Origin of the sequence: Variovorax frigidus, from assembly GCF_051216515.1 — a bacterium.
In the GTDB taxonomy this organism is placed as follows: Bacteria; Pseudomonadota; Gammaproteobacteria; order Burkholderiales; family Burkholderiaceae_C; genus Variovorax.
On the sequence record NZ_JBPJZF010000010.1, the window covers coordinates 18,253 to 37,215 of the forward strand.

Annotated in this window: 19 protein-coding genes and 1 pseudogene; 15 read left to right on the top strand and 5 right to left on the bottom strand. The window is 67.9% G+C overall.

Going from position 1 to position 18,963, the window contains the following annotated elements; all coding sequences use genetic code 11:
• The first annotated feature begins 4 nt into the window (after window positions 1–4).
• From ACSFBC_RS26050 to ACSFBC_RS26080, 7 genes and pseudogenes are all read left to right on the top strand, one after another.
• The gene (locus ACSFBC_RS26050; RefSeq protein WP_435513231.1) at window positions 5–1,249 is read left to right on the top strand and encodes a branched-chain amino acid ABC transporter permease; all 1,245 of its coding nucleotides are present in this window, start codon (window positions 5–7) and stop codon (window positions 1,247–1,249) included.
• A pseudogene (locus ACSFBC_RS26055) lies at window positions 1,246–1,764 on the top strand (ABC transporter ATP-binding protein); the annotation flags it as partial. The gene ACSFBC_RS26050 and the pseudogene ACSFBC_RS26055, both read left to right, overlap by 4 nt.
• A 99-nt stretch (window positions 1,765–1,863) precedes the next feature.
• Window positions 1,864–2,001 (top strand): ABC transporter ATP-binding protein C-terminal domain-containing protein, encoded by a 138-nt coding sequence (locus ACSFBC_RS26060; RefSeq protein WP_435513362.1) that lies wholly within the window; start codon window positions 1,864–1,866, stop codon window positions 1,999–2,001.
• Window positions 1,998–2,720 carry an ABC transporter ATP-binding protein gene (locus tag ACSFBC_RS26065; protein WP_435513232.1) on the top strand — a complete coding sequence of 241 codons (723 nt, stop codon included), beginning with the start codon at window positions 1,998–2,000 and terminating at the stop codon, window positions 2,718–2,720. The genes ACSFBC_RS26060 and ACSFBC_RS26065 overlap by 4 nt, the downstream gene beginning before the upstream one ends.
• A gap of 45 nt (window positions 2,721–2,765) precedes the next feature.
• Entirely contained in the window at window positions 2,766–3,710 is a 945-nt protein-coding gene (gene kce / locus ACSFBC_RS26070) for a 3,5-dioxohexanoate:acetyl-CoA acetone transferase (RefSeq protein ID WP_435513233.1), read from the top strand.
• Window positions 3,711–3,754: 44 nt separating this feature from the next.
• On the top strand, window positions 3,755–4,660 hold the full coding sequence (locus ACSFBC_RS26075; protein WP_435513234.1) for an SDR family NAD(P)-dependent oxidoreductase: 906 nt from the start codon (window positions 3,755–3,757) through the stop codon (window positions 4,658–4,660).
• A gap of 171 nt (window positions 4,661–4,831) precedes the next feature.
• Window positions 4,832–6,583, top strand: a complete 1,752-nt coding sequence (locus ACSFBC_RS26080) for a tannase/feruloyl esterase family alpha/beta hydrolase (RefSeq protein ID WP_435513235.1) — start codon at window positions 4,832–4,834, stop codon at window positions 6,581–6,583.
• Window positions 6,584–6,595: 12 nt separating this feature from the next.
• Here the strand turns inward: ACSFBC_RS26080 and ACSFBC_RS26085 are convergent, their stop codons facing one another.
• Window positions 6,596–7,273: a TetR/AcrR family transcriptional regulator gene (locus ACSFBC_RS26085; protein ID WP_435513236.1), complete on the bottom strand. Its 678-nt coding sequence runs from the start codon at window positions 7,271–7,273 to the stop codon at window positions 6,596–6,598.
• Between the two features lie 150 nt (window positions 7,274–7,423).
• Here ACSFBC_RS26085 and ACSFBC_RS26090 point away from each other — a divergent pair, with 150 nt between their 5' ends.
• Window positions 7,424–8,494 (top strand): asparaginase, encoded by a 1,071-nt coding sequence (locus tag ACSFBC_RS26090; protein ID WP_435513237.1) that lies wholly within the window; start codon window positions 7,424–7,426, stop codon window positions 8,492–8,494.
• A gap of 96 nt (window positions 8,495–8,590) precedes the next feature.
• Here ACSFBC_RS26090 and ACSFBC_RS26095 read toward each other — a convergent pair whose 3' ends face one another.
• Window positions 8,591–9,415 (bottom strand): phosphatase PAP2 family protein, encoded by an 825-nt coding sequence (locus ACSFBC_RS26095; RefSeq protein WP_435513238.1) that lies wholly within the window; start codon window positions 9,413–9,415, stop codon window positions 8,591–8,593.
• Window positions 9,416–9,568: 153 nt separating this feature from the next.
• Between ACSFBC_RS26095 and glyQ the strand changes: the two genes are divergently transcribed.
• The 7 genes from glyQ to ACSFBC_RS26130 all read left to right on the top strand — a co-directional run bounded on the left by glyQ (window position 9,569) and on the right by ACSFBC_RS26130 (window position 15,525).
• Window positions 9,569–10,483, top strand: a complete 915-nt coding sequence (glyQ, locus tag ACSFBC_RS26100; RefSeq protein ID WP_435513239.1) for a glycine--tRNA ligase subunit alpha — start codon at window positions 9,569–9,571, stop codon at window positions 10,481–10,483.
• 9 nt (window positions 10,484–10,492) lie between these two features.
• Window positions 10,493–12,646 (top strand): glycine--tRNA ligase subunit beta, encoded by a 2,154-nt coding sequence (gene glyS / locus ACSFBC_RS26105; RefSeq protein ID WP_435513363.1) that lies wholly within the window; start codon window positions 10,493–10,495, stop codon window positions 12,644–12,646.
• A 25-nt stretch (window positions 12,647–12,671) separates the two neighbouring features.
• A complete protein-coding gene (locus ACSFBC_RS26110) occupies window positions 12,672–13,004 on the top strand; it encodes a hypothetical protein (RefSeq protein ID WP_435513240.1) in 333 nt (110 codons plus the stop codon).
• The gene (locus tag ACSFBC_RS26115) at window positions 12,991–13,122 is read left to right on the top strand and encodes a hypothetical protein (RefSeq protein ID WP_435513241.1); all 132 of its coding nucleotides are present in this window, start codon (window positions 12,991–12,993) and stop codon (window positions 13,120–13,122) included. Before ACSFBC_RS26110 ends, ACSFBC_RS26115 begins: the two co-directional genes overlap by 14 nt.
• Window positions 13,119–13,700: a D-glycero-beta-D-manno-heptose 1,7-bisphosphate 7-phosphatase gene (gmhB, locus tag ACSFBC_RS26120; protein WP_435513242.1), complete on the top strand. Its 582-nt coding sequence runs from the start codon at window positions 13,119–13,121 to the stop codon at window positions 13,698–13,700. Before ACSFBC_RS26115 ends, gmhB begins: the two co-directional genes overlap by 4 nt.
• On the top strand, window positions 13,700–14,434 hold the full coding sequence (locus ACSFBC_RS26125; protein ID WP_435513243.1) for a lysophospholipid acyltransferase family protein: 735 nt from the start codon (window positions 13,700–13,702) through the stop codon (window positions 14,432–14,434). Before gmhB ends, ACSFBC_RS26125 begins: the two co-directional genes overlap by 1 nt.
• A 134-nt stretch (window positions 14,435–14,568) precedes the next feature.
• Complete coding sequence (locus ACSFBC_RS26130; protein ID WP_435513244.1) at window positions 14,569–15,525, top strand: M48 family metallopeptidase; 957 nt, start codon at window positions 14,569–14,571, stop codon at window positions 15,523–15,525.
• 149 nt (window positions 15,526–15,674) lie between these two features.
• Here ACSFBC_RS26130 and ACSFBC_RS26135 read toward each other — a convergent pair whose 3' ends face one another.
• The 3 genes from ACSFBC_RS26135 to ACSFBC_RS26145 form a co-directional block, all read right to left on the bottom strand.
• Window positions 15,675–16,553, bottom strand: a complete 879-nt coding sequence (locus ACSFBC_RS26135) for a carbohydrate ABC transporter permease (RefSeq protein WP_435513245.1) — start codon at window positions 16,551–16,553, stop codon at window positions 15,675–15,677.
• Window positions 16,550–17,458 (bottom strand): carbohydrate ABC transporter permease, encoded by a 909-nt coding sequence (locus ACSFBC_RS26140; protein ID WP_435513246.1) that lies wholly within the window; start codon window positions 17,456–17,458, stop codon window positions 16,550–16,552. Before ACSFBC_RS26140 ends, ACSFBC_RS26135 begins: the two co-directional genes overlap by 4 nt.
• 109 nt (window positions 17,459–17,567) lie before the next feature.
• On the bottom strand, window positions 17,568–18,896 hold the full coding sequence (locus ACSFBC_RS26145) for an ABC transporter substrate-binding protein (RefSeq protein ID WP_435513247.1): 1,329 nt from the start codon (window positions 18,894–18,896) through the stop codon (window positions 17,568–17,570).
• Window positions 18,897–18,963 lie beyond the last annotated feature (67 nt).

An 18,963-nucleotide genomic window follows, 5' to 3' on the forward strand; every position in this document is an offset into this window, starting at 1 on the left:
CGCGATGAAGACCGGTCTTCTGCTGATCCTCGCGGGCGTCGCGGCGCTGGCCGCGCTGCCGCTCCTGCTCTCGCAGGGGCTGCTGAACGCGGCCATCCAGATGCTCATCGCCGCGTTGTTCGCGAGCGCCTACAACCTGCTGTGCGGCCAGGCAGGCATGCTGTCCTTCGGGCACGCGGCCTACTTCGGTGTCGGCGCCTTCGGCACCGTGCATGCGATGAACGCCATCGGCGGCGCGGGACTGCTGCCCACGCCCTTGATGCCCCTTGCGGGCGCTGCCTGCGGACTCGTCTTCGGCGCCATCGCCGGCTGGTTCGCCACGAAGCGCACCGGCACCTATTTCGCGATGATCACGCTCGCGATCGCCGAGCTGGTGCATTCGCTCGCGCCGCACCTCAAGGGCCTGTTCGGCGGCGAGGCCGGCATGTCCACCATGCGCATGCCGGCATGGGGCTTCGATTTCGGATCGACCACGCAGGTGTACTACCTGACGCTGGCCTGGGTGCTGTTCTCGGTCGGGCTGTTGTACCTGTTCACGCGCACGCCCATGGGGCGGCTGAGCTACGGGCTGCGCGAGAACGGCCACCGCCTGCGTTTCCTCGGCTACGACGTGCACCGGCTGGGCATGGCGGTGTTCGCGATCTCGGCGATGTTCTCGGGCATCGCGGGCGGGCTGCAGGTGGTGTCCAACGAATCGGCGAACTACGTGGTGTTCGATCCCGCGCTGTCGGCCGCCGTCGTGCTCAACACCTACATCGGCGGTGTCGCGGTGTTCCTGGGTCCGGCCTTCGGCGCGGCGCTGATGACCTTCTTCGGCTACGCCGTGTCGGACCTCACGCAGTCGTGGCTGCTCTACCAGGGCATCCTGTTCGTGGGGGTGATGATGTTCATGCCGTCGGGGCTCACCGGCCTGATCGGCACGGCCGGCCGCCTGCGCCAGCGCATCGGCGTGTCGACGCTGGTGCCGCTCGCGCTGCTCTCGATCGCCGCCGCGCTGCTGCTGAGCATGGGCGCCACGTTCGCGATCGAGCTGCTGCAGCGCATCTTCTCGCAGGACTACCGCGCGCTGGCCCGGCTCGACCCCGGCAGCCCGTGGCCGCCGGTCACGCTGCTGTCGCGCGCCTGGTCGCCGGCCTCGATCGCCACCTGGGCTGTTCCGGTCGTGCTCATCGGCGTTGGCGCCCTGCTCGCAGGGATCGGCCGGCGCAGCCTGAAACAGGCGATCGAACGCACAGGAGGTGCCGCATGAACGATCCGATCCTCAGCATCCGGGGCCTGCGAAAGGCCTTCGGTCCGACGGAAATCATGCGCGGCGTCGACCTCGACCTGCGCGGCGCCGAACGGCATGCGCTGATCGGCCCCAACGGTGCCGGCAAGTCCACGCTGTTTCACCTGATCTCGGGGCATCTCGCGCCGACCGCCGGCACGATCCGCTTCGACGGCCACTCGATCGGCGGGCGCACGCCGCAGGCGATCAACCGGCTGGGCCTCGCGCGCTCGTTCCAGATCACCAACATCTTCCCGAAGCTCACCGTGTTCGAGAACGTCCGCCTGGCCGTCATGCGGCCCCACGGGCTGGCGTACACCTTCTGGCAACTCATCGACCGCGACCGGCGCATCCGCGACGAGACCCATCGGCTGCTGGAACTGGTGCGGCTGTCAGCCAGGGCGGCCACCGTCGCCGGGGAGATGGCGTACTCCGAGCAGCGCTCGCTTGAGATCGCGATGACGCTGGCCTCCGACCCGAAGGTGATCCTGCTCGACGAACCCATGGCGGGCATGTCCAACGAGGAAACGCACTACACGTCCGAGCTGATCCTGGAAGTCACGAAGGGCCGCGCGCTGATGCTCGTGGAGCACGACATGGACGTGGTGTTCGCCATCAGCGACCGCATCAGCGTGCTGGTCTATGGCCAGGTGATCGCGACCGGCACGCCGGACGAGATCCGCGCCAATGCCAGCGTGAAGGAAGCCTATCTGGGCGAGGAGGTGGCCGAATGAGCGCTGCTGCCGACACCCTGCTCGCGGTCGACGACCTGCAGGCCCACTACGGCAAGAGCCACATCCTGCACGGCGTGAACCTGCGGGTGGCGCGCAACGAGGTGATCAGCCTGCTCGGTCGCAACGGCTCGGGGCGCTCGACCACCCTGAAGGCCATCATGGGACTGGTCGTGCCGACCGCCGGCCACATCCGGCTGCAAGGCCGCGAACTCGCGGGGGCCAGGCCCTACGCCATCTGCCGCGCCGGCATCGGCTACGTGCCCGAGGAGCGCGAGGTGTTCGCGAACCTCACGGTCGACGAGAACCTGCGCATGGGCGAACAGGCGCCCGTGCCCGGCGCGCACCGGTGGAGCGTCGAGCAGATGTTCGACTACTTCCCGCGGCTCAAGGAGCGGCGCAACACCAAGGCCGGCAGCATGTCCGGCGGCGAGCAGCAGATGCTGACGATGTGCCGATCGCTGCTGGGCAACCCGCTGGTGCTGCTGATCGACGAGCCGACCGAGGGTCTCGCGCCGAAGATCGTGGCGCAGGTCGCCGAATGCATCCGCGACATGCACCGCAAGGGCGTCAGTGTGGTGCTGGTCGAACAGAAGCTCGCGATCGCGCTCAAGGTGTCGACGCGCGTGTGCGTGATGGGCCATGGACGCATCGTCTTCGAGGGCACGCCGCAGCAATTGGCGTCGGACGAAAAGCTCGTGGCCGAGTGGCTTGCCGTCTGACCCTTCTTTCGCCTTCTCTTCAATCCACAGCGGACACGTCCCGACATGCCAACCCATCCCCAAGACAAGGTCATCATCTCGTGCGCGGTCACGGGCTCGGTGCACACGCCCACGATGTCCGAGCATCTGGCGCTCACGCCCGAGCAGATCACCGAACAGTCCATCGAGGCCGCCGAAGCCGGCGCTGCCATCCTCCACCTGCATGCGCGCGATCCGAGGGACGGCCGGCCCTCGGCGGATCCGAAGATCTTCGACCAGTTCGTCCCACGCATCCGCGACGCGACCGATGCGGTCATCAACATCACCACTGGCGGCAGCACGCGCATGACGCTCGAGGAGCGCCTGGCCTACCCGCTGCAGGCCAAGCCCGAGATGTGTTCGTTGAACATGGGCTCGATGAACTTCTCGATCCATCCGGCGGCCCGGCGCATCGCCGAGTGGAAGCACGACTGGGAGAAGCCCTACGTCGAAGGCATGGAAGACCTGATCTTTCGCAACACCTTCCGCGACATCAAGCACATCCTGAAAGTGCTGGGCGAGGACTGCGGCACGCGATTCGAGTTCGAGTGCTACGACGTGGGCCACCTCTACAACCTCGCGCACTTCGTGGATGAAGGGCTCATCGAGGGACCGCTCTTCATCCAGAGCATCTACGGCATTCTGGGCGGGCTCGGGCCGGACCCTGAGAACCTCGTGGTGATGCGCACCACCGCCGACCGCCTCTTCGGCCGCGATGGTTACCGCTTTTCGATCCTCGGTGCGGGCCGGCACCAGATGCCGCTGCTCACCATGGGCGCGGTGATGGGGGGCAATGTGCGCGTCGGCCTCGAAGACAGCCTCTACCTCGCCAAGGGGCAGCTCGCGAAGGCCTGCGCCGAGCAGGTGCGAAAGATCCGCCGGATCCTCGAAGAGCTCTCGCTCGAGATCGCCACGCCCGACGAGGCGCGCGCGATGCTGGGCCTGAAGGGCCGGCACGCGGTCGCGTTCTGACGCCGCCCGACGGGCGCGCATCGATTCACCCATCAGGAGTAGCAATGAACAAGTTCTTGGAAGGCCGCGTGGCCATCGTCACGGGGGCCGGCAGCGGCCTGGGACAAGCCCATGCAATGGCGCTCGCGCGCCACGGCGCACGCGTCGTGGTCAACGACGTGGCGGGGCGCCACCTCGGTTCGCCGGGCCGTGCCGTGGCCGACGAGATCGTGCGCGCCGGGGGCGCCGCCATCGCCGACGGTGGCGACGTCACCGATTTCGGGCAGATGGAGGGGATGGTCGCGCGTGCCATCGGCGAGTGGGGCCGCGTCGACATCCTTGTCAACAACGCCGGCGTGCTGCGCGACAAGACCTTCTCCAAGATGTCGCTCGACGATTTCCGGCTGGTGATGGACGTGCACCTGATGGGTGCGGTCCATTGCGTGAAGGCCGTGTGGGAGCACATGCGCGAGCGCAAGTACGGCCGCATCGTGATGACGACGTCGTCCTCGGGTCTGTACGGCAATTTCGGCCAGTCCAACTACGGCGCCGCGAAGATGGCACTGGTCGGCCTGATGCAGACGCTGGCGCTCGAGGGTGCCAAACAGAACATCCGGGTGAACTGCCTGGCTCCCACGGCCGCGACGGCCATGACCGAAGGCGTGCTGCCGCCCGAGGCGCTGGCGCGGCTCGCGCCGGCCAACGTGAGCCCGGGGCTGATCGCCCTGGTGGGCGAGGATGCGCCGACGCGCACCATCCTGCTCGCGGGCGCCGGCAGCTTCGAAAGCGCGCACGTCACGATGACCCAGGGCATCTTCATCGGCGATTCGGACGATCCGGTGGTGCAGGTCCGTGCGCGCATGCACGAGATCCTGGACCGCCAGGACGAGCGCGTGCCCGGCACGGGCTTCGAGCAATACCAGCTGGAGCTTTCCAAGGCCGGCATCGAGATGGCGCTGCCCGGCGCCTAGAAGGAAAGGCCGGCGCCGCGCGGCAAGGGTTTTCACGGCATGGGGGCACCACACTGGATCCGCCCCTCAGGTGTCGGGCTCGCACATTGGATTTGCGAGGTGCGCGCGAGAGACTCTGTCGGGCCTCGAAAGAAGGCTGCGTACTCAACATACAACGACATCGGAGACTCCATGACATCCAGCAATCGAGACCTGTTCATCGTCGCCGCGGCGTGCCTCGCGGCGAGTGCCATGCTGGCGGGCTGCGGTGGAGGCGGCAGTGGCGGCGCGATCCTGCCGCCTGCCGCGCCACCGCCGGCCGCCCCGCCGCCGCCATCCGGACCCGTCGCCCTCCGCTGCGACCAGTTGCAGGGGATGACCGTGCCCGCATCGGCGATCGGGTTGCCGACCTCGGGCGCCACGGTGACCGCCGTCAAGACGGTCGCCGCCAGCGGCGCCGGCGCGACGGCCGTGCCCGAGTACTGCGAGGTCGCGGGCAAGATCGCGCCGGTCGACCCCTCTGCACCGAACATCCTGTTCCAGCTGGCGCTGCCGACCCGTTGGAACCAGAAGGTGGTCATGTTCGGCGGTGGCGGATTCAACGGCACCATCCCCAGCGTCAAGGGCAATGTGCCCAACGGGCCGGTCGACCGGCCCACGCCGCTGGGTCGCGGCTACGCCACCTTCGCGAGCGATTCCGGCCACCAGGCCAACGCACTGGGCTCGCAGGACGGCTCGTTCGGCCTCAACGACGAGGCCGTGCGCAACTTCGGCGGCGACGTGCTGAAAAAAGTGCACGACGTCGCGCTCTCGCTGGTCAAGGCGCGCTATGCGGCCAGCCCGACCAAGGCGTATTTCGCGGGGGGCTCGACCGGTGGACGCGAAGCGCTGACGGCGATCCAGCGCTGGCCGGCGGACTGGGACGGTGCGATCGCGTGGTATCCCGCATGGAACGATGCGGCCGCGCTCCTGGCCGGGCACCGCATGAGCCGTGCCCTCGCACAACCCGGCGCCTACCCGAACGTCGCCAAGCGCGAGGTCCTGTTCAAGGCCGCGATGGAGACCTGCGATGCACTCGATGGCGTCAGCGACGGGCTGATCAGCAACCAGAACCTCTGCAACGCGCGCTTCGATCCGTCGACCGCCACGCTGGCCGGTGTCGCGGTCCGCTGCCCGGGCGGCGCCGATACCGGTAATACCTGCCTGTCGGATGCGCAGATCACCGCATTGAAGACCATCGACACGCCGACGAACTTCAACTACCTGCTCGCGAGCGGAGAGACGCAGTACCCGGGCTACAACGTGTGGGGCGCCGACCTTGGCATCACCACCTGGACCTCGCCGCTGGAACCGGTCGTGACCTTCCTGGCGTTCGGCACCTCGCAGCCGGCACGGCCGATGCCCGCGACCGCGCCTTATGTGAGCGTCCTCACCGACCAGTGGATCAAGTATTCGGTCACGCGCGATCCGCTCTACGACTCGCTCTCGCTCGATCCGGAGAACGCCGGGCCCTGGGCCAACCGCATCAGCGCGCTGAGCACCCAGCTGGATGTCAGCACCGACATCTCCGCGTTCAAGGCGCGCGGTGGCAAGCTGCTGCTCGCCCACGGCCAGGCCGACGTGCTGGTGAGCACGCGCGCCACGGAGCAGTACTACCAGCGCCTGCAGGCGCGGATGGGCTTGGCGGAAGTCGACGGCTTCGTCCGCTACTACGAGGTCGCGGGCCTGGGCCATGCGGTGAGCAGCGTCTTCAACGCGACCTGGGATTCACTCACGGCGCTGGAGCAGTGGGCCGAGGCAGGCGCCGCGCCCGTGGGGCAGGTCACCACCGACACGGCCGGTGTGCCTGGACGCACCCGCCCGCTGTGCGACTACCCGAAGTGGCCGGCGTACAAGGGCTCGGGCGACGTCAATGTCGCCGCCTCGTTTCGGTGCGCGGATTGAGCGAGAAAAAAACTAGGCCTTGATACCGCAGCCGTTGAGCACGAAGGCCACCAGCTCGCGCGCGATCGGCTCGCGGTCGATCGGCGCGTCGGGCGGCAGGCCGAGCATCACGCGGGTCTGGATCGCGTAGTCGGCATAGCTCTGGGTCATGGCCCAGATGTGCATCAGCAGGATGCGCGCATCGAGTGGACGCATCTGGCCGCGCGCGATCCAGCCGTTGATCACGTCGACCTTCTTCTGCGTCCAGGCCCGCGCGTTGGGCCAGTAGCGGTCGAGGTTGCGTCCGCCGTCGAGGATCTCGCGCGTAAAGATGCGCGACATCTCGGGGCTGTCGATGGCGTGGTCGAGCTTCTTTCGGATGTAGTCGCCCAGCACCGTGGCCGGGTCGCTCGCGTCGCCGAAGGAGAACACCACCTTCCACGAATGCAGCACCTGCATCAGCAGCTCCTCGTAGAGCTCTTCCTTGCCGACGATGTAATAGTGCAGCTGGGGCTTGGTCAGGCCCGCGCGCGCCGCGATGGCCTGGGTCGAGGTGCCCTTGAGCCCGTGCAGGCTGAATTCGGCGACCGCCGCCGTGCGGATCGCCGCCATGATGCGTTCGCGCCCGGGCCGCGCGCGCGACAGCGGGCCCTCGGGGGCGGGCATTTCCCGGGCGGACGGGAGCGGGAGGTCGGCGGATTCGGCGGTCATGGCAAAGGGTGGGCGGCGTGCGCCCGGCCGATGGTAATCCTTGGCGCATGACGGCATGCGATGGCGGCATGGACCGGCGAAGCAAGCGGGCACGGTTCCTGTATCTTCCTCGCCGCTTCGCCAAGATTCATCACAACCCAAGGAGTTTCCATGTACCTTTCTCCCCGTTTTCGTGCCCTCGCGACCGGCGCCGCCCTGCTGGCCGCCAGCGCACTTGCGCAGGCGCAGCAGGCCCTGCCCAACGTGGTGATCCTGGCCACCGGCGGCACCATCGCCGGGGCCGGCGCCTCGGCCGTCAACAGCGCGACCTATGCGGCCGCCAAGGTGGGGGTCGAGAAGCTCATCGCCGGCCTGCCCGAACTGACGAAGATCGCCAACGTCAAGGGCGAGCAGGTGTTCCAGGTGGCGTCCGAAAGCCTGACCGACGACAACCTGCTGACGCTGGCCAAGCGCGTCTCGGCGCTGTCCAAGCAGAGCGATGTCGACGGCATCGTCATCACCCACGGCACCGACACGCTGGAAGAAACCGCCTACTTCCTGACGCTGACCGTGCACACCCCCAAGCCGATCATCGTGGTCGGCTCGATGCGCCCGGGCACCGCGCTGTCGGCCGACGGCGCGCTCAACCTCTACAACGCGGTCAGCGTCGCGGGCAGCAAGGACGCGGCCGGCAAGGGCGTGCTCGTGACCATGAACGACGAGATCCAGAGCGGCCGCGACGTGAGCAAGTCCATCAACATCAAGACCGAGGCCTTCAAGAGCCAGTGGGGCCCGCTGGGCATGGTGGTCGAGGGCAAGAACTACTGGTTCCGCGCGCCGGTCAAGCGCCACACGATGCAGTCGGAATTCGACATCGACAGCATCACCGCGCTGCCGCCGGTCGAGATCGCCATGGGCTACGAAGGCGTGTCCTCGACGGCCATCGACGCGCTGGGCAAGAGCGGCATCAAGGCGCTGATCCACGGTGGCACCGGCAACGGCTCGGTGGCCAACCGCATCGTGCCCAACCTGCAGAAGGTGCGCGCCGACGGCGTGATCGTGATCCGCAGCTCGCGCGTGCCCGACGGCTTCGTGCTGCGCAATGCCGAGCAGCCCGACGACAAGTACGACTGGGTGGTGGCGCACGACCTGCGCCCGCAGAAGGCCCGCATCCTGGCGATGGTGGCGCTCACCAGGACCAGCGACACCAAGGAACTGCAGCGGATCTTCTGGGAATATTGAGCCCCCCGGCTTTGCACACCGCTTCGCGGCGTGTCATTCGCCACCCCCCGAGGGGGAGGCGCGGCTCGCCTTGGGGCGGCCCGGCGGCGGCCGCATTCAAGGGGACGGTTGCCGGTTGCCACGCCGGTGGCGGGCGAACTCGATGCTCGCGATGCACACCGCGAGCCAGGCGCCGCCCGAGCACAGGCCGGCGACCACGTCGCTCGGGAAGTGCGCCCGCAGGAAGATGCGGCTGCAGGCCACGGTGACCACGATCACCGAGGCCGCGACCACCGTCGGCACGCGCCAGCCCGGCGCCAGCAGGCGAAAGCCGAGGTAGCCCAGCATGCCGTACATCACCATCGAGCCCGAGCTGTGGCCGCTCGGAAAGCTGTAGCCCGACACCTGCACGAAGCCGGCCTCGTGCACCGGGCGGGCGCGCTCGAAGATGTCCTTGAGCACATGGTTGAGCACCGCGATGCCGCCCGTCGCCGCCGCCCATCCGGTGGCGAAGCCCCGGTGGCCGCGCAGCCACAGCAGCAGTGCCACCGCCACCGACAGCGACGCGCCGAACCAGGGATCGGCCAGGTGCGTGAGCTGCGCGAACACGGCGCGCACGCCGGCCGGCGTGTGGGCGCCGACGGCACGGCTCATGGCATCGTCGAACACGCCCATCGGCCGTCCCTGGCCGAGTTCTTCGGCCACCTCGGCGAAGCCCCAGGCCAGCAGCAGCACGAGCGCCAGGCCCAGCGCCAGGCCCGCGAACAGGCGACGGGGCTGCGGCTCGCCGCTCGCGACCTGCCGGTGGCGCATGTGCTCGAAGGTCCAGGCCGCGACGCCGGCCACGACGGCGACCACCCCCAGCAGCACGAGGAAGCCGGGCCAGGCACGCGCCCCCATCAGTTCTCCAAAGGCGGCGATGGTGGCGAGGTCGTTGGGCATGGGTGCTGTGGGCGGCGGTGTCGAAAGGGGGATCGAGCATAGCGGCCAAGGGCGCCGCCGCCCTCCGATGCCCTCGCGCCGGCCCCGCCCTAAAATAGCCGGTTCGTTGCGCCACGGGGTTCTCCCGCCGGGCGGCCGCCATCACGCAGAGCCATGCTGACCTTCCAACAAATCATTCTCAAACTGCAGTCGTACTGGGCCGAACAGGGCTGCGCATTGCTGCAGCCCTACGACATGGAAGTGGGCGCGGGCACCTCGCACACCGCCACCTTCCTGCGCGCCCTCGGCCCCGAGCCCTGGAAGGCCGCCTATGTGCAGCCCAGCCGCCGCCCCAAGGACGGCCGCTACGGCGAGAACCCCAACCGCCTGCAGCACTACTACCAGTACCAGGTGGTGCTCAAGCCCGCGCCGTCGAACATCCTCGAGCTGTACCTCGGTTCGCTCGAGGCGCTGGGCTTCGACCTCAAGAAGAACGACATCCGCTTCGTCGAGGACGATTGGGAAAACCCCACGCTCGGCGCCTGGGGTCTGGGCTGGGAAGTCTGGCTCAACGGCATGGAAGTGACGCAGTTCACCTACTTCCAGCAGGTCGGCGGCATCGACTGCAAGCCCATCACCGGCGAGATCACCTACGGCCTCGAGCGCCTGGCGATGTACCTGCAGGGCGTGGACAACGTCTACAACCTGAGCTGGACCGACGGCCTCAGCTATGGCGACGTCTACAAGCAGAACGAGGTCGAACAGTCGACCTACAACTTCGAGCACAGCGATGCCGACTTCCTGTTCTCGGCCTTCACGGCGCACGAGAAGCAGGCCAAGCACCTGATCGAGGCCCAGCTCGCGCTGCCGGCCTACGAACAGGTGTTGAAGGCGGCGCACAGCTTCAACCTGCTCGACGCGCGCGGCGCGATCAGCGTGACCGAGCGTGCGGCCTACATCGGCCGCATCCGCAACCTCGCGCGTGCGGTGGCGCAGAGCTACTACGAGAGCCGCGAACGCCTCGGCTTCCCGATGGCGCCGCGCGAATGGGTGGCGCAGATGACGCCGGCAACGAAGAAAGCAGCCTGAGCGATGACGATGACTCCCACCAAGAACCTGCTGGTCGAACTGTTCGTTGAAGAACTCCCGCCCAAGGCGCTGAAGAAACTGGGCGATGCCTTTGCCGGCGTGCTGCGCGACCAACTGGTCGCCCAAGGGCTGGCCCCCGCCGAGAGCGTGCTCACGGCCTTTGCGTCCCCGCGTCGGCTCGCCGCGCACCTGACGACCGTGTCGAGCGAAGCCGCCGACAAGGCCGTCTCGCAGAAGCTCATGCCCGTGAGCGTCGGCCTCGATGCCGCGGGCAACGCCACACCGGCACTGCTCAAGCGCCTGGGCGCGCTGGGCGCCGACGCCACCGCCGTGCCCACGCTCAAGCGCGCGCCCGACGGCAAGGGCGAGGCGCTGTTCTACGAAAGCACCGCCAAGGGCGCCACGCTGGCCGAGGGCCTGCAGAAGGCGCTGGCCGAAGCCATCGCCAAGCTGCCGATCCCCAAGGTCATGAGCTACCAGCTCGAGAGCGGCTGCGAGCTGCCCGGCTGGAGCAGCGTGAGCTTCGTGCGCCCCGCGCACGGCCTGGTCGCGTTGCACGGCACCGACGTGGTGGCGATCGAGGCGCTGGGCCTCCAGGCCGGCCGCGACACGCACGGCCACCGCTTCGAAGCCCGGGTCGACCCGGTGGTGCTGCGCGACGCCGACAGCTATGCGCAGCAACTGGCCGACGAGGGTGCGGTGATCGCATCCTTCGAGCAACGCCGCGCCGAGATCGTGCGCCAGCTGGCTGCCGCGGCCGCGAAGGTCGGCGGCGGCGTCAAGCCCATCCATGACGACGCGCTGCTGGACGAAGTCACGGCCCTGGTCGAGCGCCCCAACGTGCTGGTCTGCGCCTTCGAGCGCGAGTTCCTCGACGTGCCGCAGGAATGCCTGATCCTCACGATGAAGGCCAACCAGAAGTACTTCCCGCTGCTCGACGCGACCGACAAGCTGACCCACCAGTTCCTGGTGGTCAGCAACATCTCGCCCGACGATGCCAGCGCCGTGATCGGCGGCAACGAGCGCGTGGTGCGCCCGCGCCTGGCCGATGCCAAGTTCTTCTTCGACCAGGACCGCAAGAAGTCGCTGGCCTCGCGCGTCGAATCGCTGGCCAAGGTGGTCTATCACAACAAGCTGGGCACGCAAGGCGAGCGCGTGGAGCGCGTGATGCGCATCGCACAGGCGATCGCCGTGCAGCTCGCCGGCTCGACGGGCGACACCGGCCTGGCCGCCAAGGCCGTGCAGGCCGCCCAGCTGGCCAAGGCCGACCTGGTGACCGACATGGTGGGCGAGTTCCCCGAGCTGCAAGGCACGATGGGCCGCTACTACGCGCTGCACGACGGCCTCGACGCCGCGGTGGCCGACGCCATCGAAGACCACTACAAGCCGCGCTTCGCCGGCGACACGCTGCCGCGCGGCACGGTCGGCACCGTGGTCGCGATGGCCGACAAGCTCGAGACGCTGGTCGGCATGTTCGGCATCGGCAACCTGCCCACCGGCGACCGCGATCCCTTCGCGCTGCGCCGCCATGCGCTGGGCGTGCTGCGCATGCTGATCGAGGGCAAGCTGCCGCTGCAGCTGCGCGAGGTGCTGGCCCAGGCCTTCGCGGCCTTCAGCGCGCCGCTGGCCGGCGGCGCCGCGTTGACCGACCCGACCGATGCGCTCGAATCCTTCGTCTTCGACCGCCTCGCCGGCAGCCTGCGCGAGCAGGGCGCCAGTGCGCAGGAAGTCGATGCCGTGCTGGCCTCGCGCCCGCAGCGCCTGGCCGAAGTGCCTGCGCTGCTCGCGGCCGTGCGCGCCTTCGCGGTGCTGCCCGAAGCCCCGGCGCTGGCCGCGGCCAACAAGCGCATCGGCAACATCCTCAAGAAGTCGCCCGAGGCCGATGCGCACGTGAGCGAACTGCTGCTGCAGGAGCCGGCCGAGAAGGCGCTGTACGACGCGATGCAAGAGACCGTGCCCGCGGCCGACGCGCAGTTCGCGGCCGGCGACTACACCGCCTCGCTGCAGACCCTGGCCGCGCTGCGTGCGCCGGTCGACGCCTTCTTCGACGGCGTGATGGTGAACGCCGAGCAAGTCGACCTGCGCTTGAACCGCCTGGGCCTGCTGATGCTGCTGCATGCCGCGATGAACCGCGTGGCGCAGCTCGAACGGCTGGCGGCTTGACGCACCGCGCTCGATAATTCGATCCATGAACCGGCAACAGCAGATCGACTCGTTCCTGCTGCAGGCGCATCGCCTCGCAGTGGCGCGGCTGCGTGCCGGTCCGTCGCGGATCGCGGAACTGGCGCACACGCTGTCGCAGTGGCGCGCACGCGCGGGTGCGACGCGCTCGGACCCGTACTGGGACGAGTGGCAGACGCTGCTCGACGCCGGCATCGACGCCATCGAGAGCGGTGCCTGCGGCGTCGACGACCATGCGGCTGCGCTGCGCAACGTATCGCCGGTGGGCGTTCTGATCAGCGCCACCGAACGCAGCCAGCTGTTGCAGGCCGCCCGCAGGAGCGGCGATGCAGCGCAGTGAAGCAGAGCACGCGCTCAAGGTGCGCGCCGACATGCTGGACGCGGCGCGGTACCCGGTGGCGAACATCCTTGTGTGGATCGATCGGCGCGCCCTCGAAGCCAAGACGGACATCCCATGAAACTCGTCATCCTCGACCGCAACGGCACCATCAACGTGCACCGCGACGATTTCGTCAAGAGCGAGGTCGAATGGACGCCGCTGCCGCATGCGCTGGAAGCCATCGCCCGGCTCAACCATGCGGGCTGGCACGTGGTGATCGCGTCGAACCAGTCGGGGCTGGGACGCGGGCTGTTCGACGTGGCCTCGCTCAACGCCATGCACGCCAAGATGCACAAGATGCTGGCCGCGGTGGGCGGCCGCGTCGATGCGGTCTTCTACTGCCCGCACAGCCCCGACGAGGCCTGCGGCTGCCGCAAGCCGCAGCCCGGGCTGTTCCGCCAGATCGGTGAGCGCTACGGCATCGACCTCGCGGGCGTACCGACCGCCGGCGACAGCCTGCGCGACCTGCAGGCCGGTGCCGCCGCGGGCTGCGAGCCGCATCTCCTGCTGACCGGCATGGGCGCGGCCTGTCGCAACGTCGATCCGCTGCCGCCCGGGTACCCACCCGACACGCGGGTGCACGACGACCTGGGCGCTTTTGTTGAATTCCTGCTCGCGCGCGAAGCGCAGCGGGCCACATTGCAGGTGGCTGTCTGATGGCCTTGATTCGTTCGGTGGTCCACATGCTGTGGATGCTGGTCACGGTGATCCCCTGGGGCATCATCATGTGCGTCGCGTCGCTCTGGCGCCGCGGCGAGCCCCTCTACTGGATGGCCGAGCGCTGGCTCGGCTGGGCCATCGGCGGCGCCCGGGTCATCCTGGGCATCCGCACGCGCGTGAGCGGCATGGAGAACCTGCCGCAGGAAAAACGCGCGGGCGCGGTGCTGCTGGTCAAGCACCAGTCCACGCTCGAGACCTTCCTCATGCCCACGCTGATGCCGCATCCGCTGGCCTATGTGTTCAAGAAGGAACTGATCTACGTGCCCTTCTTCGGCTGGGCCATGGCGCGGCTGGACATGATCCACATCGACCGCAGCCAGAAGGCCAGGGCCTTCCACAAGGTGGTGGCCCAGGGCAAGGACCTGCTCGCGCAGGGCATCTGGATCATCATGTTTCCCGAAGGCACGCGCATCCCGCGCGGCCAGAAGGGCACCTACAAGAGCGGCGGCACGCGGCTCGCCGTCGAGACCGGCGCGCCGGTGATCCCGATCGCCGTGACCTCGGCCAAGGTCTGGCCGCGCAAGGCCTTCATCAAGCGCCCGGGCGTGGTCGACGTGTCGATCGGCCCGGCGATCCCGAGCGTGGGCCGCAAGCCCGACGAGTTGATGCGCGAGGTCGAGGCCTGGATCGAAGCGGAAATGCGCCGGCTCGACCCGGAAGCGTACGCATGATGGCTCACCCCCAGTCTTCGCGCACCTTGGCCCGTCCTGAGCTTGTCGAAGGGTGTCGCTACGCCAACCCCCTTTCAGGGGGCAACACCAGCGGCCCGGCGAAGCCGGTTCCGCGGTGTTTCTGGATGGGATAAATGCCGGGGCTGTTGCAGTTCACGATGGACCTGTTCGAGGGGCTGGGCAGCGAGTTCGCGCAGCCCGAGTCGCCGAAGAAGCGGGCGCGCAAGGCCGCACCGCCCACGCCACCGGTCGTGGCGCCGCTGCGCCAGCAGGAGGTGCCCGATGCGGGCCCGTCGCTGCCCGCGATCCCGCTGCGCGACACGCTGGCGCTCGCGCGCTTCGTGCATCCGCAGGCCACGCGCGAAGCGGTGCTGGGTTCGGCGCGCGTGGCCTACGAGTTCAAGCGCGGCAAGCGCAAGACCATCGGCTTCCTGGTCGGCGCCGAGGGGCTGTCGGTGCGCGCGCCGCGTTGGGTCGCGCTGCGCGACGTCGACGCCGCGGTGCAGGAGAAGTCCGATTGGATCCTGCGCAAGCTCGCCGAGACGCAGCAGCGGCATGCGCGCGTCGAAGCCACGCGCATCGAATGGCGGGACGGCGCGGTCTTTCCCTTCATGGGCGATCCGGTCGCGATCCGGCTCGATCCCGGGCATGCCTTCATCGGCGTCGGCGGAGCGCTCGACGAGGCCGACGGCACGGGCGCACCGCGCGCGCTGCGGCTGGCCGTGGCGCAGAACGCCGAGGCCTCGCAGATCCGCGATGCGGCGCAGGCCTGGCTCATGCGGCAGGCGCGCAAGCTCTTCATCGAACGTCTGGACCACTTCGCGCCGCGGCTGGGCGTGCGCTGGCAGAAGCTCACGCTGTCGAATGCGGCCACGCGCTGGGGCAGTGCCAGCATCGACGGCTCGATCCGGCTCAACTGGCGGCTGATCCATTTCGGCCTGCCGGTGATCGACTACGTCGTGGCGCACGAACTGGCCCATCTGCGCGTGATGGACCATTCGCACCGTTTCTGGGAAACCGTCGAGAGCGTGGTGCCCGACTACGGCGCGCTACGCCAGCAGCTGAAAGATCAGCCCGTACCGAAGTGGTGACCCTGCTTCTTCACTCCCCAGTCTTTTCCAGAGCAGCCGCGGAACCGGCTTCGCCGGGCCGCTGGCCGCGCCCCCGGTAGGGGGAAGGAGGAGGCGACACCCTTCGACAAGCTCAGGACGGGCCAAGGTGCGCGAAGACTGGGGGCGAGTCATTCCTTCACCGAGCCGGTCATTCCCGACACGTAGTACTCGACGAAGAACGAGTAGATGAAGGCCACGGGCAGCGAGCCCAGCAGCGCACCCGCCATCAGCGGGCCCCACTGGTACACATCGCCCTGCACCAGCTCGGTCACCACGCCCACAGGCAGCGTCTTCATCTCGGACGAGGAGATGAAGGTCAACGCGTAGATGAACTCGTTCCACGACAGCGTGAAGGCGAAGATGCCGGCGGAGATGAGGCCTGGCACGGCCAGCGGCAGCACGATCTTGATCAGGATCTGCCAGCGGTTGGCACCGTCGATCAGCGCGCACTCCTCGAGCTCGGCCGGGATCGAGCGGAAGTAGCCCATCAGCAACCAGGTGCAGAACGGGATCAGGAAGGTCGGATAGGTCAGGATCAGCGCCCAGCGCGAATCGAACAGGCCCAGGTTGAACACCACGTTGGCCAGCGGGATGAACAGGATCGACGGCGGCACCATGTAGGCCAGGAAGATCGACAGGCCGACCTGCTTGGAGCCCTTGAAGCGCAGCCGCTCGATCGCATAGGCAGCGAACACCGACACCGCCAGCGAGACGAAGGTCGACACCACCGACACCAGCACCGTGTTCCAGAGCCATTGCGGGTACGAGGTCTCGAAGAGCAGCTTGTAGAAGTGCGACAGCGTGGGCTGGATCACCCAGAAGGGATTGCCCTCGCGCGACAGCAGTTCCGCGTCGGGCTTCACCGAGGTGATGGCCATCCAGTAGAAGGGGAACAGCAGCACGACCAGGAAGGCGAACAGCGGCAGGTAGACCAGCACCGCCTTGCGGCGGGTCGAGTCCAGGAAGCTCATGCCGACGGTGTCGGACTGGGCGGAATTGCTGCTCATTTGTCGGTGCCTCCTTGTTGCCATGCGCGCCGTTGCAGGCCGAAGAAACTGAACATCACGCAGGCCAGCAGGAAGGGCACCATCGCGATCGCGATCGCCGCGCCTTCGCCCAGGGCACCACCGGAGATCGCACGCTGGAACGAGAGCGTGGCCATCAGGTGCGTCGCGTTGAGCGGGCCACCGCGGGTGATCACGTAGATCAGCTGGAAGTCGGTGAAGGTGAAGAGCACCGAGAAGGTCATGACCACCGCGATGATGGGCGTGAGCAGCGGCATCGTCACATGGCGGAACTGCTGCCACGGCGTCGCGCCGTCGATGGCCGAGGCCTCGTAGTACGAAGGCGAGATGGTCTGCAGCCCGGCCAGCAGCGTGATCGCCACGAAGGGCACGCCGCGCCACACGTTGGCGATGATCACCGCGATGCGGGCGTTCCAGGGGCTGCCGAGGAAGTCGATGTAGGCGTCGATCAGGCCCATCTTCATCAGCGCCCAGCTGATGATCGAGAACTGCGAGTCGTAGATCCACCAGAAGGCGATCGCCGACAGCGCGGTCGGCACGATGTAGGGCAGCAGGATGACCGCGCGGAAGAAGGTCTTGAAGCGGATGTTCTTGTTCAGCAGGATCGCCAGCCACAGGCCCAGCAGGAACTTGAACACGCTCGCCACGAAGGTATAGAACAGCGTGTTGAACAGCGCCAGCCGTGTGACCGCGTCGCCCCACAGGTACTCGTAGTTCTCCAGGCCGATCCACTGGCCGGCCCGCCCGACCTTGGCATCGGTGAAGCCCAGGTAGGTGCCCAGCCCGAGCGGATAGGTGAGGAAGACCAGCAACAGCAGGGCGGCCGGCAACATGAACATGAAGCCGAGCGCATTGCGACTGTTCTGCATTCTCTGGATCAGCGTCATGAGACCCTCAATGGACAGAGCGGCGTGCGCCGGCTCTCATCGGAAAGACAGCGGAACCGGCGCTGCCGGCCCGCGGGTGCGGGCCCCCGAGGATCTCGGGGGGAGCGCTTTAGAGCTTGTAGTAGCGCTCGGCGCGCTTTTGCGCACGTTCCGCCGCTTCCTTCGGCGTCTTCGATCCGCTCGCGGCTTCGGCCACCATGTTCGGAATGATGAAATCGGCCGCGGCACCGGCCGAGGCGTAGCCCAGCTTGCCTTCGTAGCCGCCCGGGCGCAGGTTCTTCACCGAATCGCGGTAGGGCATGTTCTTCGGGTCCGAGGTCCAGATCGCGCTGTTCTCGTAGTAGCGCAGGGGCTGCGCCACATAGCCGCCACCGCCCTGCAGCCACGGGTCGAACTGCTCCTTCTCCATCATGAAGCGCAGGAACTCCTTGGCCGCGTTCGGAAACTTGGTGTACTTCATGACCATCTGGTTGAAGAACAGGTGCGACTCGGTCGGCACGCCGACGGGGCCGATCGGGAACACCGCATGGTTGATGTCCGAGGCGATTTCCTTGACCTTCGGGTCGGTCGAGTTCTTGGCTGCGTAGTAGACCGAGATGCCGTTGTTGGTGACACTGATCTGGCTGTCGAGGAAGGCCTTGTTGTTGTTCGGGTCCAGCCACGACAGCGTGCCCGGGATGAAGTTCGCGTAGAGCTCCTTGCCGTACTCCAGCGCCTTGAGGGTCTCCGGGCTGTCGATCACGACCTTGTTGGTCTTGTCGACCAGCTTGCCGCCGTGCGACCAGATCAGCCAGTTGCACCAGGTGCTGTCGCCGGTCGCATTGCCCAGCGCCATGCCGCCCGGCGTGCCCTTTTCCTTCAGGGCCTTGTAGAGCTTGAGGAAGTCGTCGGTGTTCTTCGGGAAGGTCGCGAAGCCGGCCGCCTTGACCATGCTCTCGCGGTAGACGATCAGCGAGCCCGAGGCGCCCAGCGGCAGGCCCAGCCAGCGCTTGCCGTCGGGGCGCATGAAGGTCTCGCCCGCCGGATACCAGCCGCCGTACTTCTTGCCCAGGTACTCGGCCAGGTCGGTCACGTCGAGCAGCTTGTCGGGGTAGAGGTTGGCGTCGTCGTTGGTCGACAGGATGATGTCCGGGCCCGCGCCGGTGTTGGCCGCCACCGCGGCCTTGGGGCGCACGTCTTCCCAGCCTTCGTTGTCCACGCGCACCTCGACGCCGGTGGTCTCGGTGAACTTCTTGACGTTGGCCATGTAGGCGTCGATGTCTCCCTGCACGAAGCGGCTCCAGCGCAGCACGCGCAGCTTGGCCCCCTTTTCCGGCTTGAAGCTCAGCGTCTGGGCCTGGGCGAACGGGGCGAACAGCGCCGTGCCGGTGCCGACGGTGGCGGCTGCGGCGACGCCGGCCGAACCCTCGAGAAACTTGCGGCGATTGAAATCACTCATGTTGTCGTCTCCAGTTGTATGAAGGGGTCGATGAACTCATTCGTGGAACACCGCGGAGCCGGCTTTG